Consider the following 24,551-nt stretch of genomic DNA (forward strand, 5'->3'; position numbering starts at 1 on the left):
GACGTTGGGACACGGGTTTTCAGCAGGCTTTCAATGCGTATACATTCCGTTTCCGTAAACGGAAGCTTTTCCGCTTTGGGAGGACATAATGCTGAAATCCATGATCGCGGCGGCTGCCTTGGCCGCTGGTTTTGTCACCGCGTCTTCAACGCTGTCTCTTGCCGCAGACGCGAAGGGAGACTGGGTGCGCCCGAACGGGGCCTCAAAAATCCGCATAAGTTCGTGCGGCGCTGCTCTTTGTGGCAAACTGATCTGGCTGAAAACACCACGCAACGACACCAACAATCCCGACGCTTCCTTACGTGAACAACCCTTGCTCGGTGCACGGATCGTCAAGTCGATGAAACCCACGGCCAAATCCAACCAGTGGAAGGGCAAGGTTTACAACGCCGAAGACGGCAAGACCTACACCGGTTTCATTGAACTGACCTCCGTAGACAAGCTTAAGCTGGAAGGTTGTGTCATGGGTGGTTTGATCTGCAAGGGTGAAACCTGGACCCGCGCCAACTAGAAAACTGTGCTGTTTGCCAAATCGTTGTGATTTGGCCATTGCCCCGTCGCATTTGCTGATAAAAAATTGTGGCGCAATCTTCATCGGCATCGCGGCGGGGTATTTTTGTGACATCTTTTTTATTCTTCAATTTGCTCCGGTTTCCATGCAGAGCCGCCTTCGGGATCGCAATCCCGGTTTTGCTTCTCCTGGCAGCTCCTCCTGCAACTGCTGCTCCCGACATATCCGGCAACTGGAAAACACCGGCAGGGGCCATCATCAACATCAGCACGTGTGGCAGTGCACCCTGCGGGAAAATCGTGCGCTTCACGCCGCCCAAGGGCTACACGATGAAAAACACGCCGGATCTTAAGAACAGGGATGCCAGCAAACGCGGCCGCAAGATCCTGGGTCTCAAGGTGCTCTGGCGGATGAAATCGCAGTCCAACGCCTGGAAGGGGCGGGTTTATGATCCACGCAGGGGCTTCAGCGCCAACGCGACCATACGAAAAAAGGGTGGTTCAGCGCTCGAAGTTCAAGGCTGTGTCCGGGTGGTGTTCAATGTTTGCGAAAAGGAAGTCTGGCGCAAAGTCAATTGAGTAGTGTGCAGGCCCACGTTTATTCAGTCTGAGAGCGTTACCGCGCCTTTTGCCCGAACAAGACGCTTTGGGCTGCCTTGTCCTTCTCAATCACCAGTGTTTTCTGCTGATCTGCGCCGACAGCAAGACCGCGCTGAACAGCCCCACGCGCCTCCAGCCGCAATCGCCAGTCTCTGACATTGGGAAACTCTTCCAGATCGATATTCTGTCGTTGCCAGCGCTGCGCCCAGCCAAATGTTGCAATATCCGCAATCGTATATTCATCAGCCGCAATGTAGGCCCGTCCTTCCAGCCGCCTGTTCAGAACGCCATAAAGCCTGTGGGTCTCATTTGAATATCGCTCAATCGCGTAAGGCACTTTTTCCGGGGCGTAATGGCGGAAATGATGGTTTTGCCCGAGCATCGGCCCAAATCCGCCCATCTGCCACATCAGCCACTCTTCCGTCTCCACGCGCTTGCGTTCGTCTTCAGGATAAAATTTCTGAAATTTTCGACCGAGATATTGAAGAATTGCACCGGACTCAAAAACGGATATCGGTGCGCCGCCGGGTCCCTCAGGGTCAAGAATGGCCGGCATCCGGTTATTGGGTGAAATCGCGAGGAATTCGGGTTCGAACTGATCGCCCTTGCCGATATTGACCAAGTTCAGGTTATAGGGAACCCCAAGCTCTTCAAGCATAATGCTTGCCTTCCAGCCGTTCGGCGTTGGCCAGAAATAGAGCTCGATCGGTTTTTCCTGCATTTGGGTCATGGAATTTCCAGTTTGACGGCGACGTGCCTGGGGAAAGTCAGCGCAGTGAAGCAAGTCGGGTTTGTTCTGGCAAGCCCGGCTGCCGACGATTGCGACCTAAGCATCGAACACCAATGTGGGCTGCCTCACATCATCATCTTCTTGTAACCGAGGTGGCTCTGGTCGTAACCAAGCTGACGGTAGAAATGATGAGAGCCTTCACGCTCCTTGTTTGAGGTCAGCTGAATGATGCAAGCGTTTACCGAACGCGCCAGTGCTTCCGCATGTTCCATCATGGTACGGCCAATGCCTTTTCCGCGCTGGTCGGCGCGTACGTGAACGCTTTCCAACTCCACGCGCGGCCGTCCCATGAAGGCAATGCCCTTCAGGAAATGGATTTGATATGTTCCGACAACCGCACCGGTTTCATCCAGAGCCACGTAGATGTCACACTCAGGGGCGGTTCTTAGAGCATCAAAGGCGGGGCGATAGTCTTGCCAGTTGTCATATTCCTTGTTCTTGCGAACGGATGTTGCCCCGGCGTTGATGATCTCGACAATCTCCATCAAGTGATCAGGAGACGCTTTTTCAATTAGGATCGTGGTGCTCATGCTGTTTTCCCTGTCCAGGGCATATTTCGATTGGTCTAAGCAGATCACTATCTGCAAATCGGCTCATCCGGGTCCAGTTCAGCAACGCCCCACCAGGTTGTCCTCCAATCTTGATCTTTCCAAAGATGAGGCCAACTTCCGGTCAAATAGCGCGCTGACTTCGGATCCGCCGCGTCCCAATAGGCGTTTTTGCTGAAACGGTCTTGGGCCGGGAGCTCCGGCTCCCGGTCGCCTTCCTCCCAGATGTAGAAACACTTTCCGCGAGGGGGCACGCGAGCGGGTATAGCCTTGGTGACAATCCTCGCGTCAGGGAAAAGCACTCTCAGATTGCCGCCCGTATAGCCGTCGTCCGCAATCAGGGTGGCGTTTTCTCCACCCAATTCAGAGAGCGGCATCTGCAGATCGGCGTATGGCTTCATGTGGCGGCACTTGCCGCCGCACCAAAACTTGTCTGGCGCGATAAGGCCCGGAACACGGGCCAGAAACGCCACAGCCACCACAGCAAACACGACGACCGCCAGCCAACGCCAACGGGCCTTGGCTTCAAAACGCTCCAAATCGGCAAACAGATAGACCGGCAACAGCAGCAACAGCGGATGCATGTGCCGCTCTTTGACATAGGTCGCCCCGGTTATCAGGATCAGCAAGGCTGTCAGGACGATCATCACCAGCACCGTCCGTCCACAGAGGCGCGCAACTGCATTGACCGAAGCTCGATCCGGCTGGAGACGCCGCAGATATCTCGGCCAAAATAGCAAAAGCAGAAGCGGAACAAGCGGCACGGAAAATCCAAGAAGTCCGAATGCGAGTTTCCCCAGCCCTTCGCCAGCCCTGAGAACATGCGGCGTCTGCGCGGTTACGCCCATGGTATCGGATACGGAGGCGAGCAGTTTCAAACCTTCGCTCAGGATCCAGATCGCGTAAGGGCTGTAGACACACACCGCAGCGAGCGGCACCAGCAATAGACCAGTCCAACGGAACCGTTCGCGCCAGTGGGCGTCGCTCAACGCGGCAAGAACAAGGGCAAGTGCAAAGAGTGGATAGGAATGCTTGCCCAAAAGCCCTGCACCGGCAACTGCCCCGAACAGCAGGTAAAAGACCAGCTTTTCAGTTTCCAATGCCTTCAGAAAAAAGAAGGCGCTAGCGGCGCAAGCTGTTGTCAGGACGACGGTGTGGGTCACACCCTCATGAAGGTTCCAGCCAAACTGATAAAAAAGCGAATAGGAAAACGCACAGAGCGCGGCCAATCTCGGATCAAGAATCGCCTTGCGTGCGATCAGGAACAAGAACAGGGCTGCTAGTGAAATCAGTCCGTATTTGACGAAAAGCGCTGCCCAGACTGTCGGTCCAAAAACCTGCTGCGCCGACCACAAAAGCCATTCGTAAAGTGGCGGTTGACGCAGCATGTATCCGGGTTCAAGGGTTTGAACCAACACGTTCTCGAACATATCGTCCGTGCCGAGAACCGGTGTCGACAAGGCGCGCAGCAGCAGGTGCGACAGACCCCAGAAAGCCACGATAGCCCATACACCAACAGGCGTGGCGTAAAATGGCGCTTTCGAAGAGCTGGTGTCGAAACTAGCGGTCATGCGGCTCAGCGGTTTGATCAAGACTGTCAGCCGTTTAGCCTATCGAGACTTTGTTGCCTAGCGGTCAGCTGCGATAGGTTGCAAGCTTGAAGGCAGCAAAGGTGAAAAACACGCCGAGCCCTGCTTCAATCAGACGGCGTGAGCGACGATAAAGCGTGACGACAGGCTGCGTGGAAAATGTGACGGCATATGCAAGATGAGCCAGAACAGACATGATCGTGCAGCTGATGATGAGCGCGAGCCCAACCCACAGTGGCGCGTTCGGTCCCAGACCGACGCCAACTATCGCGATCCAGTGCAGGGCTGCTTTCGGATTGGTCATCTGAATGGCCAGTCCTTGCAAAAGGAGCCGATCACCTCTGGCTGCTTTGACAGCGATGTGACCGTTTCGACTGGCAGCGGAACGGAAGGCTTTGAAAGCAAGCCAGATCAAATAGGCAGCCCCCAATATTTTCAAAACAGTGATTGCATAGGCAAAAGCGGCAATCAGCGCGGTAAGACCGGCAACGGTGAGAGTTGCCCAGATGCCGGACCCCAGACCAACGCCCAGCGCTAACCTGGCACCCGACTGGCGTCCACGTTCCATGGAGGTGCCGATAATGGCGAGAATATTGGGACCAATGCTAACAAATCCGACGGCAAATATGCCCAGTGCCAGCAACAGGCTTGAAAGATCCGCGTTCATCAAAGCTCCTGGTCCTGGTCCTGGTCCTGGTGATAGCGATAACCGACAGAACGGAGCAGTCCTGTCTCGAATTCCGAAGTCTCACGATATCAGGTGAAATCCTCAAATCTCAATCCAGAAACGTCCAGGTTTCCGCCCCATCGAAATAGCGGTGTCCGATGGCTTCGATAGTTCCAGGTTCTGCAAGGCGCAGGTTGACGGCCAGTCGGCCCACGGCGTCACCCTTTACGGCTTCCCAATGTGTGGTTGAACCGCACGTCCTGCATGTGTGGAAAGCCAGTTCTTTCTCGCCACGAGAATAGCTGATTGTCGCTTCAGGGGCGGCGTGAATGGTGATATCAGCCGCCTGCCCGTGTCCCCAAACTGTTCCAAGACTTCTGCAAATCGAACAATTGCATTCAACCGCGTATCGAGGAACTGCATTCATTTCAAACGAGACTGCACCGCAGTGGCATGAACCGGTAATCGGCAATGCCACATTCGCTTGCGGTGCATTTGCGGACATGGCTTAGTCCAGACCGATCTTCTGCTTCAGAAGATCGTTCACTGCCTGCGGGTTGGCCTTGCCTTTTGAGGCTTTCATGACCTGGCCGACAAACCATCCCACGAGGTTCGGTTTTTCCTTGGCCTGTTCGACCTTGTCCGGGTTCGCGGCGAGGATTTCGTCGACAATCGCTTCGATCGCGCCAAGATCGGTGACCTGCTTCATGCCCCGGTCTTCAACGATCTGTGCGGGATCACCGCCTTCTGTCCACACGATTTCGAACAGGTCCTTGGCGATCTTGCCCGAAATCGTCCCGGCCTTGATCAGATCGACAATCCCGCCAAGCTGCGCGGCAGAAACGGGGCTATCGGCTAGATCCTTGCCTTCCTTATTCAGGCGGCCGAATAGCTCGTTGATCACCCAGTTCGCGGACAGTTTCGCATCCCGTCCCTTGGCAACGTCCTCGAAGAAATCTGCAGATGCCTTCTCAACGACAAGTATGTCGGCATCATAGGCCGTGAGCCCGTAGTCGGCTACGAAGCGGCTCTTTTTGTCATCCGGCAATTCGGGAAGGTGGTCTGCCAATTCATCGACAAAGCCCTGGGTGAATTCCAGAGGCAGCAGGTCCGGATCCGGGAAATAGCGATAGTCATGTGCTTCCTCTTTGGAACGCATGGATCGCGTCTCACCCTTCACGGCGTCGAACAGGCGTGTTTCCTGGTCGATCTCGCCGCCGTCTTCCAGGATCGCGACCTGACGGCGCGCTTCATATTCAATGGCCTGACCGACAAATCGGATCGAGTTGACGTTCTTGATTTCGCAGCGTGTACCAAATTCACCGCCAGGACGGCGAACAGATACGTTGACGTCTGCGCGCATGGAACCCTGGTCCATGTTGCCGTCGCAGGTGCCAAGATATCTCAAGATCGTACGCAGCTTGGTCAGATAGGCCTTGGCTTCATCAGAAGAGCGCAGGTCAGGTTTGGACACGATCTCCATCAATGCAACGCCAGACCGGTTCAGGTCGACGAAGGACATGGAAGGATGCTGATCGTGCAGCGACTTGCCGGCATCCTGTTCCAGATGAAGACGCTCAACACCGATCTCGACCTGCTCGTCCGGCATGTCGAGCAGGATTTGGCCTTCGCCCACGATCGGCTGCTTGAACTGTGAGATCTGATAGCCTTGCGGCAGATCCGGATAGAAATAGTTTTTGCGATCAAAAACCGATTTCAGATTGATCTCGGCTTTCAAACCAAGACCAGTGCGGACCGCCTGCCTTACGCACTCTTCGTTGATGACCGGCAACATGCCTGGCATGGCCGCATCTACGAGGCTGACGTTGTTATTGGGATCCTTGCCGAATTCAGTAGAGGCACCGGAAAAGAGCTTGGCTTCGGACGTGACCTGGGCATGGACTTCCATGCCGATCACAATTTCCCAGTCGCCGGTCGCGCCCTTGATGAATTTCTTCGGATCGGGTGTGCGTACGTCGACAATCGTCATTTTCGTCAAGAGTCCTGTTTTTAGGTTGCGCCTATTGAAAGGCAGCCCGGAAGACTATGTTGCGGCGCGAATTTGTAGCTGTCTGTTGACCTAGTCGGGAATTGCTTCTGCTGCAAGGTTTTCCTTGCTCCAGCCATGCGCTTTCGCACAGTCGGTAACAAGCTGTCGGGGAAACCGGGACGACTTCAGGACGGTCCGGGTTCAACAGGGGGGGTCTGCGCTTGCCCGGTACGCATGATGAAGCCAATCATGACGGCAACCGCCTGATAAAGTTCTATCGGAATTTCCTGGTCGATTTCGATCTGCGAGAGGGCCTCTGCCATCATCGGGTTTTCCTCAATGGGGATGCCTGCTTCCCGTGCGATCTGTTCAATTTGCTCTGCAACGGTTCCGGCGCCCTTGGCAGTAACAATGGGCGCCCCCTCGTTTTCGTATTGAAGGGCAATTGCCAGTTTCTTGTCTTTTTTCTGATCAGTCATCAGGCAGCCGTCCTCAAGATTGACGATCAATCAATGCGCCGTAACGGGCGGCAGTTCCTGGTGGCAGCCCGCGGACAAGCCGGAACTCCTGGAGATCGAGCCCGGCATCGGCAAATGCAGCTTCCATGGTCTCCCGCAACGAATTCAGATTGTCGAAGGTTTCCTTGCGGTCAACCCACAAACTGGCATAGGTGCCACCACCGCGCAGACTGATCGCAGCCTCCAAAGGTCCGGTTGCGGTCAAGTCCAACGCAAATCGCAGCCGCCATGCCGGCTCACCGTCTTCTTCCTGTTGCGAACCATTTCCATCCCTGCCGATTTGCATCTGCATGATGGCCGTTTCCTGTCCTAATGCGAGCGGCAGTTCCAGCACAATGTCCATCGGGCGCGACGCAGCCCTTGGCCCCTCCTCGCCCGCAAGACCCGAATTGACCAACTGGTTGAGCCTTATCCGTGCGAGCGATGCATCGGTATCCTTCAACAATGCCTGCAAGTTCTGCGCAGCTGCGCCAGCCCAAAAACCGCTTGCAGCTTGCGGCGCCTGTCCTTGCGGAGAACCATGCCGCGAAGGCGGAGCCGCTTGTCCGGCGGGCCTGGTAACTTGCTCCTCTGTTCCAAGAGATCGCAAGAGCGACTTGAAGGACAAAAGCACCGATTTCAAATCAGGAGGCGGCAGATTCCCACCGCCAGATCTGGTCAAACCGGCTTCACGAAACTGTCCGGACTGGCTCACAGCCTGCTGCAGCGATTGCGCACTCAGCGGTTGACCGACATTCAAGCGCAGACCCAGGATCTGTTGCATTGCCTTGACGACAGCATCCGGCATGGAAACCTTGCCTGCCGATTGAGCCGTTGTGAGACTGCCAATTTGCGCAAACAGCGCACTGTAACTGGCCTGTTGTTCGGTCAGCGGCTTTTGCAGCTGAGCTGCGGCTTGAACCACAGGCTGTTGAAAACCCTTTTGTTGAGTGACTGCACTCTGCCCTTCCGACAGTCCGCCGGTCTTGGCAGCGTAGGCTTGAGATACGGGCGCACGCGACGATGCTGTTTCAAAACTTGTTCCTAGGCTGGCAACTGCCGACACGTGCGACGGGACTGCGGGCGCAATGCTCGGCGCACGTGCTCCTGAGACCGGAACGGAGGTGGATTGCGTGCCCGCAGGCACGGTTGAGCCAGTCTGCCCGGATTGAGGCGTGTTGCTCGGTAGTGGGGAACCAGGTATCAGCCCGGCGCCCGCTTTCGGGACGGACGACTGGCCCGCATTTGCCGCAGTAGGAACAGATTGAGTTTGGAGCGTTTGTCTCGGCGGTGTTTGGCGTATGTCTGTTGCATTGGGGGTAGGCACTCTTTGAGTGCTGGGGGCAACAGGTTGTGCCGATGTCAACTGTGTCCCCGCCCCACCTTGACCTGAGCCCGTGGTCTGAAGTGGCGGGGGATTGGCGGACTGTTGAACTGTTGCCTGAGGCACGCTTACAGACTGTCGCGGCGCACCCGAAGCCTGTTCAGCGCCAGTTGCCTGCGCCAGCCCCTGACCACTGCTGGTCACTGGTGTCGTCGATGTGGTTGGCGGAGGGACCGTTGCCAACTGCCCACTTGCCGGACCACTTACCTGAGCGGAAATCGGAACACCGGATCTGCCGCCAATCGGTGCTGAGTTTGGCGCACTAGCGCTGGGTGTTGGAGTGTTCCCCGAACTTTGTGTCACTGCCGATTGAGCGGTGTTCGGAACCTGAGGCGATGGCTGATTTGGCAGGCCTGATTGTGTAGGAGCAAATTGCGTGGAAGTGGTGGTGTTTGCTCCCGCATTTGGAACCGACCCTGTTGCTGGAGTTGGCAGTTGCGCCCCGCTAGCCAAAGGCTGCGTTTGAAGCGGCAAAGGGATTGGCTGACGAATTTGTGTCGCGGCGCTCTGTCCTGATGGTGGTGTTCCAGGTCTCAACGTTTCGGAACCAGCGCCAGCTTGTGGCGACGGTGGCGCAACCGATTGCAACACATGAGCCATTGACGGAGCAGGTCGCGGCGCTGGCCCGCTTAATACGCCCGCCCCTTGTGCTGTCGGGGGCGCAGAAGCGCTATTGCCGGAAGTCGTCGACTGTTGTCCTGTGGAATTCGCAACCTGCCCGCTTCCAGGAAGCGTCGTAATCTGGATCGCAGGTTGCTGACGGCTGCCGGATACCGTGACTGTCACATCTGCGCCAACAGGAAGTGGAGCCGGTACACGAAGGTCCAGTTTCGTTTCAGCCGTTGTCAAACGAACAACGCCCCCAGGCAAGTTCTGCTCGACCTTGGCTTTCAGTACGATGCCGGGTTCCAGCCCTTTGGCAGTGGATGAACCGCTAGCGCCTTGTGGGAGCGTCTGCGCGCTCACCGTTTCAACCATCACACCATCTCCTGGTGTCGTGTGCCGAAAAGATTCTCAAGATCTGATTATGGCCGTAAACAGGTTGCCTGCACAGCCTTGATACGGATCAAGGCTTGTGTGACTGCGATCAGGCAGTGTGTGCAGACTTGCCGGTCTGCGCCTGCCACTGTCCGGCTCCACAAAACACTAAGCGGCAAATGTCCGCTACTCGTCCCGGCAGAAGGAGACAAGAGCGTGAACTGGATGGACCGTTTGAACGAACGCGCTGATCTGATGGGAAGAATGCTGGAAACCATCGGCGCTATGAAAAAAATCCCGGCAGGACCGCCGAGCGAAATTGCGATCCGGTCTGCTGCATTCCGGTGTATCAATTGCTCGGAAACCGAGAAATGCAAAAACTGGCTGGATAAGCACGCTGATGGCGCTGACAAGGCCTTGTCCGAATGTCCGAATGCGCAACTTTTTAACAGCTGGCTGGACGACTGAGCTCCGCTTAGGTTCTTTGACGGTGTCTGCCAATCCAGTAGGTGAGTGCGCCGGCTAGGGCACCACCGACAAAGCGAAATGGAAACATGGCCAGTGCCCCAGCATCCTGCGAAACCGGTAGCGGGATCTGAAGCATTCCGACTGCGGCCTCGAGTATCAAAGAGAGTGCTGCTGCGGCAAAGCCAGCGATCCACAATTTGCCAGTGCGATCGGCCCGCCATCCAAGATACCCTCCAATCAGAAGTGCAAATGGATTGAGCAGGCCTGACAGACCGAGCAGGTCGAACCAAGTATCTGATAGCATTGTCATGCGCTCCTCTTACTGCCGCCGGTCAAAAAAAGCGAGAGGCTTTCCATGCCGAAAGAGGATCGTTTTTCAACAAAGCACTTTAAAAAACCTGCAGGAGGTTAGATCAACCGCCACTTGCACATTAATTCATCATTTTTACTTAAGGGTATTTTCATTCATCTAAGAAAAAGAAATTCTAATCATACTTATATATAACTTTTATTAATTGAAACCGTGTGCTACCTTGAAGATCCGGATTTTTACCGATCCCATGCAGATTTTCAGCTAGACAAGTTTGTTACAATGGCATTGCGCGCAACCGTCGACGTCGACGATCCCACGATGGACACCTTGGCTCAAACTGATCGGCGGCTCGCCATACGGTGCGACTATTGCGGCCGTTTTCGCTACTTGAAGATTTCAAAATTTTCCGGTTCTCAAAAAGTGTCCGACGTCAGCAGCGGCCTGACTTGCGCCAAATGCGGGTCGACTGAGGTCAACGCAGTTGTCGTTTCCAGAGACCCTGAAAGCGGCTTTTGGCCAGCGGAAAGCAGCTGATCTGATTGCTGAATTGCAACAGTTGCATCAAATCCAGCCCCTTTTGTAGCTCCAGCATAAGCTCGTGATTGTGTTGCGTGGCATGGCATGTTAGGCGCAAGCTTCCAATTGAGAGGTTTTATGCGCGGATTGTCAGAGTCCCGGTAATCCCCGGCTGATTTTTGCCGGGGTCATGCACACCAGCACTGCAAGCGTTTTGCGGCAGTGGCTGATTAACTGCATCAAAATTCAGGCTTCTCACATCAATGGACATTTCGAAAGCCGAGCAGCGGGTTTTACACCTGCTGGCTCAAGGTGGCTGTATTCTCGTGGAAAAGGACGAGCACGGCCATATTCTCAAACAGGAAACGGTTACACGGGACGGTTGGTATTGGGGCGGCTGCTCTTTACGACTGTTCCGTAAACTCAAGTACAAGCGCCTTATCGCGTCCAAAAACAGCGGGCCATATCGCATTACTCAGCTGGGTTTGATGCGTGTCCGCTCACAATTGGACAATCGATAAAAAAGTGCTTCTGGCACAAGGAACAAAAGCGCGCCGGGTTCCGGCGCGCTTTTTCTTCAAACCGAGTTTGTCCGACGCTAGCCGATCAGGGCATTGTCGGCGCGCTTTACCGCAATCACGGACGAACGCGCCAATTTGCCCTCGCCGTCGGGGAATGGTGCAGCAGGATGCTGTATGCCGACAAATAGCGTGCGTCGATCGGCCGACCACGTAATGCCGGTGACTTCAGATCCATAAGGAACAGTCATGAAGCGTTCGATCTGGCCTGTAACGGGATCACCAACCAGCATCTGGTTGTTGCCCATGCCCGTAAAATCACCCTCATTCTTGTAGTTTCCGTCAGTCTGGATCCACAAGAGACCGGAAGTATCGAACATCATGCCGTCAGGCGAGTTGAACATGTTGCCCGCATGTACATTGTCCGAACCCGCATAAGGGGTTCCAGAATGGACATCCGGATTCCCGGCCATGACATAAAGATCCCATTTGAATTTGGTATCTGCATGATCATCGTTTTCGGGATACCAACGGACGATCTGGCCGTAATTGTTCTTCTCACGCGGATTAGGACCGTTCACCGCGGTGTCGTCACCACCGGCATTCGGTTTCACTCCTCGATTCTTATTGTTGGTCAGCGCGCAGTACGCTTCGACGGCAACTGGATTGACCGCAACCCATTCCGGACGATCCATTGTTGTTGCCTCTACTTTTGAAGCAGCCATGCGCGTGAAGATCGAGATTTCCTCCAGGCTCATGCCAGTCGTTTCCGGGGTCAAGGCCGTCCATTCGCCAGTTCCGTCATCTGCAAACTTGGCGACGTACAGAGTACCGTTGTCCAAAAGGCCGTCTGTCGATGCGCCCGGAGTGTAGGTGCCGCTCGAGACAAACTTGTAAAGAAACTCACCTCGCTCATCATCTCCCATGTAGACGATGACCTGACCGTTGGGTGCCAACGCGCAAGCAGCGTTTTCGTGCTTGAAACGACCAAGCGCGGACCTCTTTACGGGCGTCGATGCTGGATCAGAGGGGTCGATCTCGACGATATAGCCAGCGCGGCGTGGCTCGTTGATGTTTTTGGAGATGTCGAAACGATCATCGAACTTCTCGTAGGAATAGCGGCTTTCTGCAGCTATGCCATAACGCTTGAAGTCTTCGGGAAGCTCGATTGCCGGATCCGTGGAGCCGAAGTAACCGTTGAAGTTTTCCTCGCAGGTCAGATATGTGCCCCATGGCGTCTTGCCGGCGCCGCAATTGTTGAAGGTGCCCAGAGACCGTGTTCCTGTTGGATCTGCCTCAGTCTTCAACAGATCATGACCTGCAGCCGGACCGGAAATCGCCATTTCCGTGTTGTGCGTGATGCGGCGGTTGAACGGGCTGTCGACAACCACGCGCCAACCATCTTCGCCCTCCTCCACTTCCATGACGGTAACGCCCTGGAAGTTTTGAAGCATACGGACATCATCAGCCGTCTGTGGGGTTCCATCTTCAGTATGCGGCAGATTTATCTTGGGGTTCACATATTCACTGTTCACCGCGATGACCTGCTTGTCACCAATGGCAAAAAGTTCCATGCCATCCGTGTTTTCACCGAAGACCTTGTCGGAAGAACTGATCGGCACACCGGCTTCATGCGAGAAATCATGCGCGTCGGAAACGAGTTTATCGCCCCATTTCACCAAAATGTCCCATGTGTAGCCTTCCGGAACATGAACCGTGCTGTCGGTCGCAACGCCAACCGGGCTGAATGCAAAGCGGCCAGCATCCTGCGCCCTGGCGGAAGTGGAACTCAGGAGGCTCGCTCCAGTGCCGAGGCCCATGACAGCCGCACCGGATCCGAATGCCACCAGGCCTCCGAGAAAACCACGCCGAGAAAGGCCGGATTCGACAATTTTATCGAAATCTGTCGTTTCAGAAGTGGGACGGACCATTTCGTCCCATTCGTCCCAAGAAAGATCGTCCTTGTTGATATGATCCATAGTGGCTCTCCATCGGATGGCTGAGGTGAAACGCATTGTTGCGCACACCACGCATTAAATGGGTCCACGTGACAGAGCGATGACGGGTAGATGACAGATGGATTAAAACGCAGAACTGGATATGAAGGATTGAAGGCAATTACACTTCAAGACTCTGATAAATAGCGTGAAATTTCTTCACTCACGCCATTGACGCAATGCAGCAGATTGTTTTTTCTAACGACGAGGCCTGTTCAAACGGGCGGCTTTTTCAATGACATCGGGATCCGGCAAGTCTCCTAGCAGATAACGTGGACCCCGGCCATGACGGGACGCGGCGTCGCCAGCATTATAAAGCTGGCAGGACTTCATCGACAGACACCCGCATCCGATACACGCATCTAACTTGTCCCTTAATGTCGTCATGCGCTCAATCCTATCATCCAGATGCCGGCGAAAGTCCCTTCCGATGCGGGTCCAGTCTGCCTTTGTCGGCGCTCTACCCTCTGGTAGCTGTTTCAGCTGTCCGGCGATTTCTCCAATTGAAAACCCGAATTCCTGTGCAACCAGAACAAAAGACAGTCTTCGGATATCCGCGCGCAGGAATCGCCTTTGACCGCCTTCGTTTCTCACGGGATGCACCAGACCCTTTTCCTCGTAAAAACGGATCGCCGACACTGAAAGACCGGTTCTGCTCGCCAGTTCACCAATACTGAGAAGATCACTCCCTCGCATAACCCTATTCAATTTTTTCCCTTTTCCCTCTTGACCTCAACTTAACTTGAGGAATTATCTCCAGTGTCCCGATCAAGTCAATCTGAGAAAGGACACCAGATGAGCGCCCCCTTTTTGGAACATGTGAACGTCACCGTCAGCGACCCGGAAGCGACCGCAAAGCGGCTGGAAACGTGGTTCGGATGGAAGGTTCGCTGGAAAGGTGCAGCAAAGGACGGTGGCACCACGTATCACATCGGCAACGAAACCAGTTATGTGGCGGCCTATACACCTGCGCACAAAACGGAAGCGGTGAAGGAAAGCAGCTATTCCCGCCACGGTGGCCTCAACCACATTGCCGTTGTGGTGGACGATCTGGACGCCACGGAAGAGCGCATAAAGGCCGGTGGTTACAAGACCCACAATCACGGTGACTATGAACCGGGTCGCCGATTCTATTTCGACGATGATGACGGCATTGAAATTGAAGTCGTCAGCTATTCAAGCTGACACCCAGGACCGGGATCGGGCGGAAAAAGCCGCCCGATCCGGACCGGCAACTCAGTGCCCAGACAGCACAAGTGTTCTGATCGGGTACTGAATGGCCTGACTGCGCAAAATAATTGCATGCACCAGGCCAACAGTGTCGATCACATGCAGGAAAACATACTGCGCTGTCGTCAAGTCCTTATCTTCCAACAACCTGTCGTGATTGCTGGTATAGGCGTTCACCTCACAACTCGCACCCGGTGGCAGCTTGTCGAGCCCGCCTTCATACAAAGGCTCCAGGATCGCAGTTACAGTCGATGTTTCCGACGCCTTGGTCGCATCCACAAGCTGGCTCCCTGTGCTGACCTGACCAGCGGCAATTTCGGACTGAACATCGGCCACGACCAGCGGGATGATGGTGAATGGAACGGCAGGACAAAACGCTTCTGCAATCATTCCCCGTTTGATCACCTGCGCCTCGACCTGTCCGAAACCGGCTACTATCCGCTCTTGCACTGAATCATGAGGAATGAGTATCCCTGCCGGGCGCATCAACGGGTTGACGATCTCGCCGGGACGCAGCACGAATTGCGTGACCATGCCGTCGACGCCGGCATATACGGTCATCTTCCCCAATTCGACTTCGGCCTCTTCAAGCTTTGCCTCTGCACTGGACAGCTTTGTGGGCAACGCAACGTTGATCTTGGTTTCAACCAGGTTCTTGTTTGCTTTCGCAGCCTCGAGTGCTCCCGTGCGGGAATCGACCGTGTTTTGAAGTTTTTCCAGGTCGCGCTCACTGACGACATTCGCATTGCGTTCAAACAATTCCTGCCGTGTATCAAGTTCGTCCTGGGCCTGTTTCAATGAAGCTTCAGCCTGGTCAACCTGTGCAGACGCGACCGCAAGTTCGCCCTCTGCGAGCGCAATTTCACCCTTGATTTCCTCAACTTGCTGCTTCGCGGTTACGACATCAGCTTCCTGCCGACTGCTGTCCAACTTGAAGATTGGCGCTCCCGCCTTGATCTCTGTCTCAAGTTCGTTGGGAACGAATATTTCTTCCACCCTACCGGATGCTTCCGGGAGGATGGGAATTGTGCGGAATGTGGACACCGCGCTTGTTGCCGTTGGGTGATAATAAAAAATCAGGGTGATCAATGTGATTGTGAGCATCAGGCACGTCACAATGCCGAACCTAAGCTCATACCAGACCGAATAGAGTGTGATTTCGTGACCAATTCGTTTGCCCTGTACGTATCTGCGAAACAAATAGTCAGGAAGAATTGTGATCATTGCACTGAAAAGCGTCTCGAACATTAGGTGTCCTCCCGCTTTTCAGCCTGAACAACAGGAGCTTCACCAACTGCTTGTGTTGCCGCTACCGATCCGGGATCTTCTGCCGGTTGAGAAGGCGGCACCTCGGACGCAGCGGCTCCTTCAGGAGAGCCCTCATTCGCCTGCGCGGGCTCATATGCATCATCCCCGGAACGATTTGCGAGTTTGCTCATCGAGTTGGCTATCGATTCCAAGGGGGACATGAAGTCCGGCAGTTGCACGAATGCCAGAACGAGTGCTGCGACCCAGAAAATCTGGTTATGGGTGAACAGCGCCAACAGCCCAAGCACAGCAACAAGTTCGAATTGAATGCGGCCATGCTTGTGTGCCAGGCGTTCAGGCAATGAATGCAAATACAGGTAAAACGTGCCAAGGAGCACGACGATGACGATCAGTCCGATGAGGACACTCGTCATCATCTGGTCGCTACCGTCGGCAGCTGGAATAAAATATGGTAGATGATGGGGCGCTAATTCATGCGCGTTTTCGGCCATTGGTTTCTCCCGTGCGTACCAGGGCGCCGGGAAAAATCCGGCAACGCTGCGTCACATTAAAAAGGAAACTGAACCGGCCGTGTTAAAAAAAACAAGTCAACTGAAGATCTTGCAGTGGAAAGCTGCAACATGGCCCGCTTCCACCGATCAGGTCATTGGCAGGATTGTAAAGATTGACAGGTCTGTACCCTAACGCGGCGCCATACGGATAGCACCATCCAGACGAATGGTCTCGCCATTGAGCATGTCGTTCTCGCAGATTGATTTCACAAGCTGGGCGTATTCCGACGCCTTGCCGAGCCGCGAAGGAAACGGCACTTGCTGGCCTAAGCTGTCCTGAACCTCCTGAGATAGTCCGAGGAGCATAGGCGTTTCAAATATCCCGGGAGCGATAGTCATCACACGAATGCCGGACTTTGACAGATCGCGCGCCACAGGGAGCGTCATGCCTGCGACACCGGCTTTCGACGCGGCATAGGCAACCTGACCTATCTGACCGTCAAAAGCGGCAACCGAAGCAGTAGAAACAATCACGCCGCGGCCACCATCAGGTGTCACGGGCTCAAGATCTGCCATCCCGGTGGCCGCCAGAGACAAACAGCGGAAAGAACCGATCAGATTGACGCCCACCACCTTTTCAAACATGTCGATGGGGTGCGGCTCACCGCGAGACGTGGTCTTGGCAACAGGGGCAATACCGGCGCAATTGACAAGTATGCGTTCCTGCCCGTGTGCAGCACGGGCCGTGTTAAATCCCTGTTCCACACTCGCCTGATCCGTCACATCGACGCTAACGAACAAGCCGCCAACGTCCGCGGCCATATCCTCGCCCTGCTCGGAGTTGCGATCGAAGAGGGTTACTTTGACGCCTTCAGCTGCAAGCATGCGCGCCGTCGCCGCACCGAGCCCGGATGCACCACCAGTAACAATGGCAGCCAGTGAGGAATCCAATTTCACATCGCTCTCCCTGAACACATAATTCATTGAAATCAATGAATTTAATTCTCTCTATTGACGATATAGTCAATTTACGCGCCAAAGTGACCGAGAAATGCCCTGCGGTCAAGCTTTCCGAGGAAAACAGTGTGAAGGAGGTTGTAACGTTGCGCTCTGGTTCACCGCGCCAAGACAACGAGATCCAACGGCTTCAGGACGCCTGATACGACCGTATCACAACGGATTTCGACATCCGGACCCAGATACCCCTGGCTTTGCGCCAGTTCCCAAGTGCTTTTGTCCGTCAGCGCCTTTGTCAATTGCGCCTTGTTGGCGTCTTCCATTTTTGCAGCACGGTTGACGGCATCGCCGATAACGGTGAATTCCAGCCGGTTCTTTGAGCCGATGACACCGACCGTTACCGGTCCTGCAGCAACCGCCGTTCCAATCGTCAAAGTTCCCGGCCAGCCGGCCAAGCGAAAGCGCTGTTGATCCGACCTGACGCTTTCCACGAGCGTGGTCGCAGCTTCAAGTGCATCGGCGGCAAAACTTTCCGAAGGTTGAACCGCTCCAAAGGTCGCCAGAATGCCGTCACCCAGGAACTTGTCGACCCGACCACCGGCCTGATTGATCACTTCAACCGCCAGGTTCTGATACTCGGCAAGCACCTTCAGAACGACTTCAGGAGGAAGCGACGAGGACACTGAGGTAAACCCGCGAATATCCGCATAAAGGATGGCTGCCTCACGCAGGTTGCCTTCACCTGCCTGAAGTTCGGTATTGGCATCGGTAATAGACGCAGCAACTTCTGGCGCGAAGAAGCGCCGTAAGTCCATGGCCGCTGCATGATCGCGTGTTGCTTCGAAAAGCATTGAGCGTCCCCGATAGAGCGCGACCGACAGGATCACGGTGACTGCGAAGATCACCATGGTCTTGTCCAGCTCTGCCCCCACCAAGATCGAATTTCCGGTCAGGTATTCCACATAGTTTCGGGTGACTCGCATGGAGTCCATGTCGGCAAAGGCGGCATAAAACACCAGGCCAAGCCAGCCGGCGACAGCGACAAGACCCGTGGTCAATACAAACCGCGGGTCGAAACGAAGAGCTCTCAAACCGATGAATATGAACACATACATGAGTGTTGGCGTCTTGAGATAAAACGCCGGATGCTGATCATATTGAATGTGAAATGAAAAAATGAGCCCGACCAGCAGTGCCATGTCGACGCCGATAGAAATCAGCAGATACCATTGCGGGAGTTCGAAACGGTAGGACAGTAGCAAGCGAAAGATCGTGAAGAGGAAATACGCCCCGAGCGCAAAGGGCACAAAATTGAACCCGGCTGACCCCTCCGCGCGTGGCGCAATGATGTAAAGCGTCGAGAAAAACAGCACGAGCGCCAGTTGAACCCAACTGATCAGACGTTCCGAAGAGGCCTCACGAGCGCGGATTTCGGCGCGCACACGGTCAGGAATGCCGGCTTCCGGCGGTCCGCCGCGCAATATGTATCGCATTTTGTCCGAAAGTGAGCTCATGTTGACCCTTCATTTCAAGGCCTCGGAGTTTCCACATATATGCTGCGACGCGCAATAAGACCTTCGGGAATGTGAGTCAAAGTGAAGAGTTGCAGTCCGGTCACCGACCGCCACTCAGGCGCAACTGCTCGATCTTGCAGACAAGTTCGCTCTGTCGATGGCACCCTGACTTCGACAAGGCTGCTTTGATCTGATTGCGCACGGTATGAACGCTGACGCTTCGGTTTATGGCAATCTGGTTGATCGATTGGCCGTTTGCCAGCATCACGGCTGCGGTGGCTTCCGTCTTACTGAGATCAAAACAGTCCTGAACCTGTTGTTGCAGTGTTTCCATGTCAGCTTCAGGTTTGATTGCAACCAGAAGCGCCGGGTTGTTCTTGGAAACAAATGCCCTGAACGGCGTTCTGTCCAATTCATCCAGGCGGACGGACATCGCGTGACAGGTCCAGCCCTGGCCTTTCTGGTCCTTGAAATTCCAGTTGCCAAATGGTGCTCGTCGGCCATTGCCTTGAAGTTGGGCCATATGACTGAATTCAAATTGGATGGCATCTGAGCAAAACCGGATACGCTCGCCAAATGCTGCCTCGATGACACTGCCTTCCGCAAGCAGTTCCTGGGCCTCGCTGCTCGCGTAGTGGATCCTTCTGCCGGCATCAACAAGCAGTATCGCAGTCCGTGAACCGAGCCTGTGTTGTTCGGCGGCCCACTTTTCAAACGACAGCCCTGCGATCGTGCGATTTATTTCAAGCGACTGCCGAATGATGGGAGCCAGATCCTTGCAGAGCTGAAGCCAGTCGCCTTCAAATTTTGCCCGGTCTCTTTCCCTTATGTTGCCTCCGATCAGAAACATGCGATCCGCGTCGTTGGCCAACATGGCGCCCCCACCACCCCAGATGTCTTCCATAGGCAGCAGAAGATCCGCATAAAAGGATGTTCTCTTGAGTTCGCCAGGGACAATCATCTCGTCAGAGGAGATGGTGTCTCCAACCGGGCATTTGGTGAAATGAGCCGCATATGGGTTCTTATCGGCATAGTGCGCTTCGTATAATTCAAGGATCCCCGGATCATAGCCAGAGGCAAATGCCAGCGGTGCAACCTTGGTGAGCTGGTCGAAGCCGATCAACTGCGTGCAGATGTGGGTACCCTGCACCTTTCCCAATTCGTCGAGAAACGGTTGCCAGCAAAGCGGGTCCATCGCAGCGGCCACTGCAAGATTGGACAAATGCAGGAATTTTTCCGCAGAAATGACCACCCTTGCCCCCCAAGGTTCTCACATACGCGACGTCAATTCGGCATTTCTCACGTGCGTTCTGAAAAAGATTTCGACACGTTTAGCCCAAATGGACCATGCACTTAATGTATACACCCTGTAAACAACTTTTGATCGCAAAGGTCATTCGTTCTCTACGTGTTTGGAAGTTGAGAGCGTCTGAGTTCCGGGTGCAACCAAGGAATTCCCGCACTCCTGCAGTCGGCAGGCGATCAATAGTTTAGCGTGTATTATTTTTTTGGCGGCCGTTTGGGCCGCCTTTTTTAATTTAGAGGCCCGTTTTTAATTTATGGCCCCGTCGCGGCTCGTTAAGGTCGCAACACCATGCCTTCACTTGCAACCAACATACCCGGGTAGCTGTTTTGTGCCGCAAGCCCGATTTCATCGAGTTCATCATCTGAACGGCGCGGATCGTGGTGGAACAGCACAGGTGTCTTCACATCTCCATCCTTGGCCAGCTGAACAGCTTTTTCCCACGTAGAGTGCCCCCAGCCCTTGAAGGAAACGTATTCGCTGTCGGTAAACATGGCATCATAGATCATGATGTCAGCGCCGCGCACGAAGTCAGGCAAGGCCGCGTCGATTTCCGGGTCGCCATGTTCGTGGTCCGTAATGATGCAGATCGACTTGCCATGGTAGTCAAACCGATAGCCGCAGGCACCGCCCGGATGGTTCAGTTTGGTGGTTCGAATGACCAGGTCGTCTTCACGCGGGATGTTGTCGCCTGCAGTGAAGGATTTGAATTCCACGGCTTTTAACGTTTTGGCCGCGACCGGAAAGATCGGCGGCGACATGATCCTGCTGACGATGTCGACGAGGCTGGTTTCATCCTGAAAATGACCGGCCCAGGCAGTCACTTCAAAGCTCGGATCGTAGGCAGGTTTGAAAAACGGCAGACCGCATATGTGGTCGAGATGCGTGTGCGTGAACAAAAGATCGAAACGGCGATGCTTACCTTTTAGAAGCTCCATGCCAAGGTTTCGTGCGCCTGATCCGCAATCAACGAGGACGAGTGCGTCCCCTGCATGGATTTCGAACGACGACGTCTCGCCGCCATACCGGAGAGTGCTCGAACCCGGCGTCGGAGTTGAGCCTCTGACTCCCCAGCATCGAAGCGAAAATTCCTCAGCCACGTGTTACTCCCTAACCACCGGAGGACCCCCTGCGCGCATCCGCAAGGTCACGGGTCGTGCGTTCAAGACGAAGCGCAAGCGTCCGCATCACTTCCAGCGATATATCCGGAAATTCTTGCAAGAGTTTCAAGAAATCATCTTTTGAAACAGTCAGAACGTCCATGTTGTTGGCAGCGACAAGTGTCGCTGTTCTGGGAACGTCGCACAAAATGGCAATTTCACCGACAATGGAATTTTCCGACACCTGGGCGACTTTCTTCTCGCCTTCCGGTGTCTGGACCAGGACATTCGCGTCGCCGGACAGGATGATAAAGGCACAGTCACCTTCTTCACCCTGGGAACAAAGACGCTCTCCTTCCGGATACTCGGTCCGATCGCTGATGAAGGCAAGGAGACGCAGCTTGGTCTCGTCAATACCGTGGAATAGCGGAACCTTACGAAGGGCTTCGACTTCAGTTTCTAGTGTCATGTTCTCCTCCCCGGCATTTTGGGCCGCTGCTTCGCGGCCTTACCGTGTTTTCCGCCATTGTCCTACCCTTTGTCTGCAATACGTCCCTGATCCAAAACGAAGCGCTGATCAAATTCACCGGCAATATCCATGTTCGATGTACCGAACAAGAACGTTTTCCCGGCTAGTATTCCCCGCAAACCATTACGCAATTCTTTGTCGTCTTCTGTCATACCTGTAGCAATATCATCCAATATGGTGATTTTTGCGTTCTTCAGTAGACCTCTTACCAATGCGATGCGCCTGCGCTGGCCGGCAGACAAGCGCGAACCCGAAACGCCAACATGGTAGCCAAAGCCGGCAAAGATGATCGGATGACGCAGTCCGGTCTCTTCCACAATGGCACGAATCACGTCGTCGATGCGCCGCCGGGCGTCCCTGCGGTCGACCCTGGCACGGCCGAACAGCAAGTTGTCTTCAATTGTAAGCGGCGGCAGATAAACGTCAGGATCGAACGCAACGAAGCCATCGCTGTTCTTCACGACACCCTCAAGGAACCGCTTGCGGGCCGCCACGACCTCATCCTTCAAGCTATCGTCCATAACGCCCAGACGATGCCTGGCGGGGACGAGCTTGAACGCCAGTCCGGTCAGGCGTGACTTGTCCGCTTCCGTCAGACCCGGTCGCTGGTGCCCTGACTTCGCAATCCTTACAATCCGTTCAAACTCGGGCAGATCATCCTGATTGATGAAGGAATAGGACCCCAGAAGCCCGCTGTCGCCGGAAACGTTGGAGAAGAGTTCCAGCATGGTTTCTGCGATCTTCAAGCCAATCTGCTGCAGTTTGACATCAAACCCGGTGTCGGACAGGAACGTTTTCACCTCTTCAAGGTCCGGTACCTCGTCCATGGTGATTTCAGGATCTGAAGGGACAGCAAAGAACAGGTTGTCGGCCAGGCTTGCACTGGCATTGAAACGGTCCTTGTGCCAAAGCTCGACCAAACCACCCAAGGCGGGTTCACTCGCAATGCGGCCAGCCAGGTTTTTGCGAACATTCAGGATCTTGTCGGCGAAGGCGTCGTTCATGGATGGGTCGAAGCGCGACTGCAGGCCCAGCCGATAAATATCCTTGTCGAGTTTGACCGCTTCCAGCAACTGCAGCGCCTTGGTGTCGAGTTGCTCCTCATCATCAACACCCGCTGCCGACAGGTCATCCCAGTCTGCAGCAAGGTCGTAGACCGGATTGCGTGTCTGGTTGGCTTCATTGACCCTGCGCTTGTAATTCTTGAGGTCGTCCCCTTCCCGCTCGGGCGGCACGAGAGGACGGTGGCGCAGGCCATAGTAAAGGTTGTCCCGGATCGTGCCGGTCCACACGTGAACAGCCCCACCGACATAAGCGATTTCTCGGCCAAGGGTGGAATCGGTCAGTTTGTCGAGATCGTGCTCTCCAATACAGACCTTGCCCGAGGACGCCGACACCAGACCGGCGGCGAGTTGCAGCACTTCCGAACGACCCGATCCGTCGGGCCCGACAATCGCGCATGTGGTGTTCGCCGGGACCTTCAGCGAGATATCCATGACTTCCTGACCGGCGGCACCACCAGAAAAACTGACGCTTTCAAACTTCACGTCACCCGACAGTTCAACCTGGTCGTCATCGGTCAGGCGCTCGGTGTCGTAGATGTCCGGCGGGTCGAAGTTTTCGACAACGGTCTGATACTTGACGCTGACATCAGCCGTCATCTGATAGAAGGACAGCAACAGCTTCCACGGTCCTGCCAGATCCTTGTAGGCCGCGATCACGGCCAGCAACGCACCGATACTCAGATTGCCCTGAATAACCAGATACCCGCCGATCAGGTAGAAGAAGAACGGCGTCAGCTGGTTCATGAAGTTGTTCAGGAACTTGATGAGGAACTTCCGGTTAAAGATCTCGTATCGGATCTTGAAGTTCTCATAGAGGCGGTCGGAAATGTCCGCCGAGTGCCAGGCCGCCGCATCATTGGCGTGGATCTCTGCGACCCCGGTGATGCTCTCACCGACTTTGTCCGCGATCAGACGAACGTTTTTCACCCGTTTGCGAGACAGCAGAATGACTTTCTTCTGCAGCATCGGGATGATGTAGCCCTGGATCGGGTACGAGCTGATCGCCGCCAGACCCAGCAGTGGATCCTGCATAAAGATGAAGCCCAGCTGAACGATCAGCATACCGCCCTGATAGGCGGGCAGAGCGAAGGCTTCACCGATATAACCGCCCACATCCTCCACTTCGGACGTGATCATGGGAATGATCTCGCCGGAGCTCACTTTCCGGAAATGCGGCAGTCGAAATCTCAGAACCCTTTGAAAGAGTTCGAAACGAAGACGGCGCAGCATGCGCTCGCCCAGGCGCCCCTTGTAGACGTTCAGATAAAATTTGAGCCCGTTGGAGACCACAACGAGCCCCAAAAATGTCAGGCAGAGGAGAACGAGATACGGGATCTGGTCGAAGTCAAATCCCAGGACGTCGCGCGGGAAATTGTCTCCCTGAACGGCATCGTTGACAATCAACTTGGGCAATTCGAGCAGGAAATAGACCACCGGGTAGGTAAGGACGGTGACCATCAAAATAAAAATCTGCTGGCGCGAACTATACTTCCAAATGAAGCGGAAAAGGCTTTTTTCCATCAGCTCATCCAAACAGAAATGGATCAAAAATGTGCAAGCAGATCATATTTGGTATATTAACGATCCGAATTCGAAGTGCTAGCCGGGTTTAGCATTTGGCACAACCGTATTGAAAGTATCAGTTGACCGTTCCCTGTCGAAAGATGTCTGTCAAGGCAGATCGGAACGTGACAAACTCCAGTCAATTGAGACATAAGTGCCTCGGGGC

The 24,551-nt window shown here is 54.6% G+C and carries 24 protein-coding genes; 5 read left to right on the forward strand and 19 right to left on the reverse strand.

Annotation, left to right across the window (positions count from 1 at the left end):
• The first annotated feature begins 88 nt into the window (after positions 1-88).
• Both FIV00_RS20895 and FIV00_RS20900 read left to right on the forward strand, forming a co-directional pair.
• Positions 89-511: a DUF2147 domain-containing protein gene (locus FIV00_RS20895; RefSeq protein ID WP_152502569.1), complete on the forward strand. Its 423-nt coding sequence runs from the start codon at positions 89-91 to the stop codon at positions 509-511.
• A 107-nt stretch (positions 512-618) separates the two neighbouring features.
• Positions 619-1,089: a DUF2147 domain-containing protein gene (locus FIV00_RS20900; protein ID WP_152502570.1), complete on the forward strand. Its 471-nt coding sequence runs from the start codon at positions 619-621 to the stop codon at positions 1,087-1,089.
• A 37-nt stretch (positions 1,090-1,126) separates the two neighbouring features.
• On the opposite strand, the gene FIV00_RS20905 is transcribed toward FIV00_RS20900, so the two are convergent.
• The 8 genes from FIV00_RS20905 to FIV00_RS20940 all read right to left on the reverse strand — a co-directional run bounded on the left by FIV00_RS20905 (position 1,127) and on the right by FIV00_RS20940 (position 9,553).
• Positions 1,127-1,840: a glutathione S-transferase N-terminal domain-containing protein gene (locus FIV00_RS20905; RefSeq protein WP_152502571.1), complete on the reverse strand. Its 714-nt coding sequence runs from the start codon at positions 1,838-1,840 to the stop codon at positions 1,127-1,129.
• 125 nt (positions 1,841-1,965) lie between these two features.
• Positions 1,966-2,430 carry a GNAT family N-acetyltransferase gene (locus FIV00_RS20910; RefSeq protein WP_152502572.1) on the reverse strand — a complete coding sequence of 155 codons (465 nt, stop codon included), beginning with the start codon at positions 2,428-2,430 and terminating at the stop codon, positions 1,966-1,968.
• 47 nt (positions 2,431-2,477) lie between these two features.
• A complete protein-coding gene (locus tag FIV00_RS20915; protein WP_152502573.1) occupies positions 2,478-4,019 on the reverse strand; it encodes a glycosyltransferase family 39 protein in 1,542 nt (513 codons plus the stop codon).
• A 64-nt stretch (positions 4,020-4,083) separates the two neighbouring features.
• A complete protein-coding gene (locus FIV00_RS20920) occupies positions 4,084-4,704 on the reverse strand; it encodes a LysE family translocator (protein ID WP_152502574.1) in 621 nt (206 codons plus the stop codon).
• Between the two features lie 109 nt (positions 4,705-4,813).
• On the reverse strand, positions 4,814-5,209 hold the full coding sequence (locus FIV00_RS20925; RefSeq protein ID WP_152502575.1) for a GFA family protein: 396 nt from the start codon (positions 5,207-5,209) through the stop codon (positions 4,814-4,816).
• A 3-nt stretch (positions 5,210-5,212) separates the two neighbouring features.
• Positions 5,213-6,694 carry an Asp-tRNA(Asn)/Glu-tRNA(Gln) amidotransferase subunit GatB gene (gene gatB / locus FIV00_RS20930; RefSeq protein ID WP_152502576.1) on the reverse strand — a complete coding sequence of 494 codons (1,482 nt, stop codon included), beginning with the start codon at positions 6,692-6,694 and terminating at the stop codon, positions 5,213-5,215.
• Between the two features lie 185 nt (positions 6,695-6,879).
• Positions 6,880-7,173, reverse strand: coding sequence for an EscU/YscU/HrcU family type III secretion system export apparatus switch protein (locus FIV00_RS20935; protein WP_152502577.1), 294 nt, complete (start codon positions 7,171-7,173; stop codon positions 6,880-6,882).
• A gap of 13 nt (positions 7,174-7,186) precedes the next feature.
• Entirely contained in the window at positions 7,187-9,553 is a 2,367-nt protein-coding gene (locus FIV00_RS20940) for a flagellar hook-length control protein FliK (RefSeq protein ID WP_152502578.1), read from the reverse strand.
• A 225-nt stretch (positions 9,554-9,778) separates the two neighbouring features.
• On the opposite strand from FIV00_RS20940, the gene FIV00_RS20945 reads away from it, so the two are divergent.
• Positions 9,779-10,021, forward strand: a complete 243-nt coding sequence (locus FIV00_RS20945; protein ID WP_152504363.1) for a DUF6455 family protein — start codon at positions 9,779-9,781, stop codon at positions 10,019-10,021.
• A 7-nt stretch (positions 10,022-10,028) separates the two neighbouring features.
• Here the strand turns inward: FIV00_RS20945 and FIV00_RS20950 are convergent, their stop codons facing one another.
• Positions 10,029-10,331, reverse strand: coding sequence for a phosphatidylglycerophosphatase (locus FIV00_RS20950; protein WP_152502579.1), 303 nt, complete (start codon positions 10,329-10,331; stop codon positions 10,029-10,031).
• Positions 10,332-11,113: 782 nt separating this feature from the next.
• Between FIV00_RS20950 and FIV00_RS20955 the strand changes: the two genes are divergently transcribed.
• Positions 11,114-11,371, forward strand: coding sequence for a YjhX family toxin (locus FIV00_RS20955; RefSeq protein ID WP_152502580.1), 258 nt, complete (start codon positions 11,114-11,116; stop codon positions 11,369-11,371).
• Between the two features lie 77 nt (positions 11,372-11,448).
• Here the strand turns inward: FIV00_RS20955 and FIV00_RS20960 are convergent, their stop codons facing one another.
• Both FIV00_RS20960 and soxR read right to left on the reverse strand, forming a co-directional pair.
• The gene (locus FIV00_RS20960; RefSeq protein ID WP_152502581.1) at positions 11,449-13,347 is read right to left on the reverse strand and encodes a PhoX family phosphatase; all 1,899 of its coding nucleotides are present in this window, start codon (positions 13,345-13,347) and stop codon (positions 11,449-11,451) included.
• 216 nt (positions 13,348-13,563) lie between these two features.
• Positions 13,564-14,061: a redox-sensitive transcriptional activator SoxR gene (gene soxR / locus FIV00_RS20965; RefSeq protein WP_152502582.1), complete on the reverse strand. Its 498-nt coding sequence runs from the start codon at positions 14,059-14,061 to the stop codon at positions 13,564-13,566.
• A gap of 99 nt (positions 14,062-14,160) precedes the next feature.
• Between soxR and FIV00_RS20970 the strand changes: the two genes are divergently transcribed.
• Positions 14,161-14,550 (forward strand): VOC family protein, encoded by a 390-nt coding sequence (locus FIV00_RS20970; protein WP_152502583.1) that lies wholly within the window; start codon positions 14,161-14,163, stop codon positions 14,548-14,550.
• 51 nt (positions 14,551-14,601) lie between these two features.
• On the opposite strand, the gene FIV00_RS20975 is transcribed toward FIV00_RS20970, so the two are convergent.
• The 8 genes from FIV00_RS20975 to FIV00_RS21010 all read right to left on the reverse strand — a co-directional run bounded on the left by FIV00_RS20975 (position 14,602) and on the right by FIV00_RS21010 (position 24,343).
• Positions 14,602-15,843: an HlyD family secretion protein gene (locus FIV00_RS20975; RefSeq protein WP_152502584.1), complete on the reverse strand. Its 1,242-nt coding sequence runs from the start codon at positions 15,841-15,843 to the stop codon at positions 14,602-14,604.
• Positions 15,843-16,355, reverse strand: a complete 513-nt coding sequence (locus FIV00_RS20980) for a hypothetical protein (protein ID WP_152502585.1) — start codon at positions 16,353-16,355, stop codon at positions 15,843-15,845. Before FIV00_RS20980 ends, FIV00_RS20975 begins: the two co-directional genes overlap by 1 nt.
• A 189-nt stretch (positions 16,356-16,544) precedes the next feature.
• On the reverse strand, positions 16,545-17,312 hold the full coding sequence (locus FIV00_RS20985) for an SDR family NAD(P)-dependent oxidoreductase (protein ID WP_152502586.1): 768 nt from the start codon (positions 17,310-17,312) through the stop codon (positions 16,545-16,547).
• A 158-nt stretch (positions 17,313-17,470) separates the two neighbouring features.
• Positions 17,471-18,826: an adenylate/guanylate cyclase domain-containing protein gene (locus FIV00_RS20990; protein ID WP_152502587.1), complete on the reverse strand. Its 1,356-nt coding sequence runs from the start codon at positions 18,824-18,826 to the stop codon at positions 17,471-17,473.
• 100 nt (positions 18,827-18,926) lie between these two features.
• Positions 18,927-20,078, reverse strand: coding sequence for a helix-turn-helix transcriptional regulator (locus FIV00_RS20995; protein ID WP_152502588.1), 1,152 nt, complete (start codon positions 20,076-20,078; stop codon positions 18,927-18,929).
• 326 nt (positions 20,079-20,404) lie between these two features.
• Positions 20,405-21,229: an MBL fold metallo-hydrolase gene (locus tag FIV00_RS21000; protein WP_152502589.1), complete on the reverse strand. Its 825-nt coding sequence runs from the start codon at positions 21,227-21,229 to the stop codon at positions 20,405-20,407.
• 10 nt (positions 21,230-21,239) lie between these two features.
• Positions 21,240-21,698: a cyclic nucleotide-binding domain-containing protein gene (locus FIV00_RS21005; RefSeq protein ID WP_152502590.1), complete on the reverse strand. Its 459-nt coding sequence runs from the start codon at positions 21,696-21,698 to the stop codon at positions 21,240-21,242.
• 62 nt (positions 21,699-21,760) lie between these two features.
• Entirely contained in the window at positions 21,761-24,343 is a 2,583-nt protein-coding gene (locus tag FIV00_RS21010; RefSeq protein ID WP_152502591.1) for an ABC transporter ATP-binding protein, read from the reverse strand.
• Between the last annotated feature and the right edge of the window lie 208 nt (positions 24,344-24,551).

This window comes from Labrenzia sp. THAF82 (assembly GCF_009363435.1).
GTDB classification, from domain to species: Bacteria; Pseudomonadota; Alphaproteobacteria; order Rhizobiales; family Stappiaceae; genus Roseibium; species Roseibium porphyridii.

What these genes read in the sequence shown, in the direction of transcription:
- FIV00_RS20955 (WP_152502580.1), top strand. Translation starts at nt 11,114, where the DNA reads ATGGACATTTCGAAAGCCGAGCAGCGGGTTTTACACCTGCTGGCTCAA.
- FIV00_RS20920 (WP_152502574.1), bottom strand. Translation starts at nt 4,704, where the DNA reads ATGAACGCGGATCTTTCAAGCCTGTTGCTGGCACTGGGCATATTTGCC.
- gatB (WP_152502576.1), bottom strand. Translation starts at nt 6,694, where the DNA reads ATGACGATTGTCGACGTACGCACACCCGATCCGAAGAAATTCATCAAG.
- FIV00_RS20950 (WP_152502579.1), bottom strand. Translation starts at nt 10,331, where the DNA reads ATGACAATGCTATCAGATACTTGGTTCGACCTGCTCGGTCTGTCAGGC.
- FIV00_RS20915 (WP_152502573.1), bottom strand. Translation starts at nt 4,019, where the DNA reads ATGACCGCTAGTTTCGACACCAGCTCTTCGAAAGCGCCATTTTACGCC.
- FIV00_RS20940 (WP_152502578.1), bottom strand. Translation starts at nt 9,553, where the DNA reads ATGGTTGAAACGGTGAGCGCGCAGACGCTCCCACAAGGCGCTAGCGGT.
- FIV00_RS20925 (WP_152502575.1), bottom strand. Translation starts at nt 5,209, where the DNA reads ATGTCCGCAAATGCACCGCAAGCGAATGTGGCATTGCCGATTACCGGT.
- FIV00_RS20990 (WP_152502587.1), bottom strand. Translation starts at nt 18,826, where the DNA reads ATGAGCTCACTTTCGGACAAAATGCGATACATATTGCGCGGCGGACCG.
- FIV00_RS20910 (WP_152502572.1), bottom strand. Translation starts at nt 2,430, where the DNA reads ATGAGCACCACGATCCTAATTGAAAAAGCGTCTCCTGATCACTTGATG.
- soxR (WP_152502582.1), bottom strand. Translation starts at nt 14,061, where the DNA reads ATGCGAGGGAGTGATCTTCTCAGTATTGGTGAACTGGCGAGCAGAACC.
- FIV00_RS20905 (WP_152502571.1), bottom strand. Translation starts at nt 1,840, where the DNA reads ATGACCCAAATGCAGGAAAAACCGATCGAGCTCTATTTCTGGCCAACG.
- FIV00_RS21005 (WP_152502590.1), bottom strand. Translation starts at nt 21,698, where the DNA reads ATGACACTAGAAACTGAAGTCGAAGCCCTTCGTAAGGTTCCGCTATTC.
- FIV00_RS20980 (WP_152502585.1), bottom strand. Translation starts at nt 16,355, where the DNA reads ATGGCCGAAAACGCGCATGAATTAGCGCCCCATCATCTACCATATTTT.
- FIV00_RS20935 (WP_152502577.1), bottom strand. Translation starts at nt 7,173, where the DNA reads ATGACTGATCAGAAAAAAGACAAGAAACTGGCAATTGCCCTTCAATAC.
- FIV00_RS21010 (WP_152502591.1), bottom strand. Translation starts at nt 24,343, where the DNA reads ATGGAAAAAAGCCTTTTCCGCTTCATTTGGAAGTATAGTTCGCGCCAG.
- FIV00_RS20960 (WP_152502581.1), bottom strand. Translation starts at nt 13,347, where the DNA reads ATGGATCATATCAACAAGGACGATCTTTCTTGGGACGAATGGGACGAA.
- FIV00_RS20970 (WP_152502583.1), top strand. Translation starts at nt 14,161, where the DNA reads ATGAGCGCCCCCTTTTTGGAACATGTGAACGTCACCGTCAGCGACCCG.
- FIV00_RS20975 (WP_152502584.1), bottom strand. Translation starts at nt 15,843, where the DNA reads ATGTTCGAGACGCTTTTCAGTGCAATGATCACAATTCTTCCTGACTAT.
- FIV00_RS20895 (WP_152502569.1), top strand. Translation starts at nt 89, where the DNA reads ATGCTGAAATCCATGATCGCGGCGGCTGCCTTGGCCGCTGGTTTTGTC.
- FIV00_RS20945 (WP_152504363.1), top strand. Translation starts at nt 9,779, where the DNA reads ATGGACCGTTTGAACGAACGCGCTGATCTGATGGGAAGAATGCTGGAA.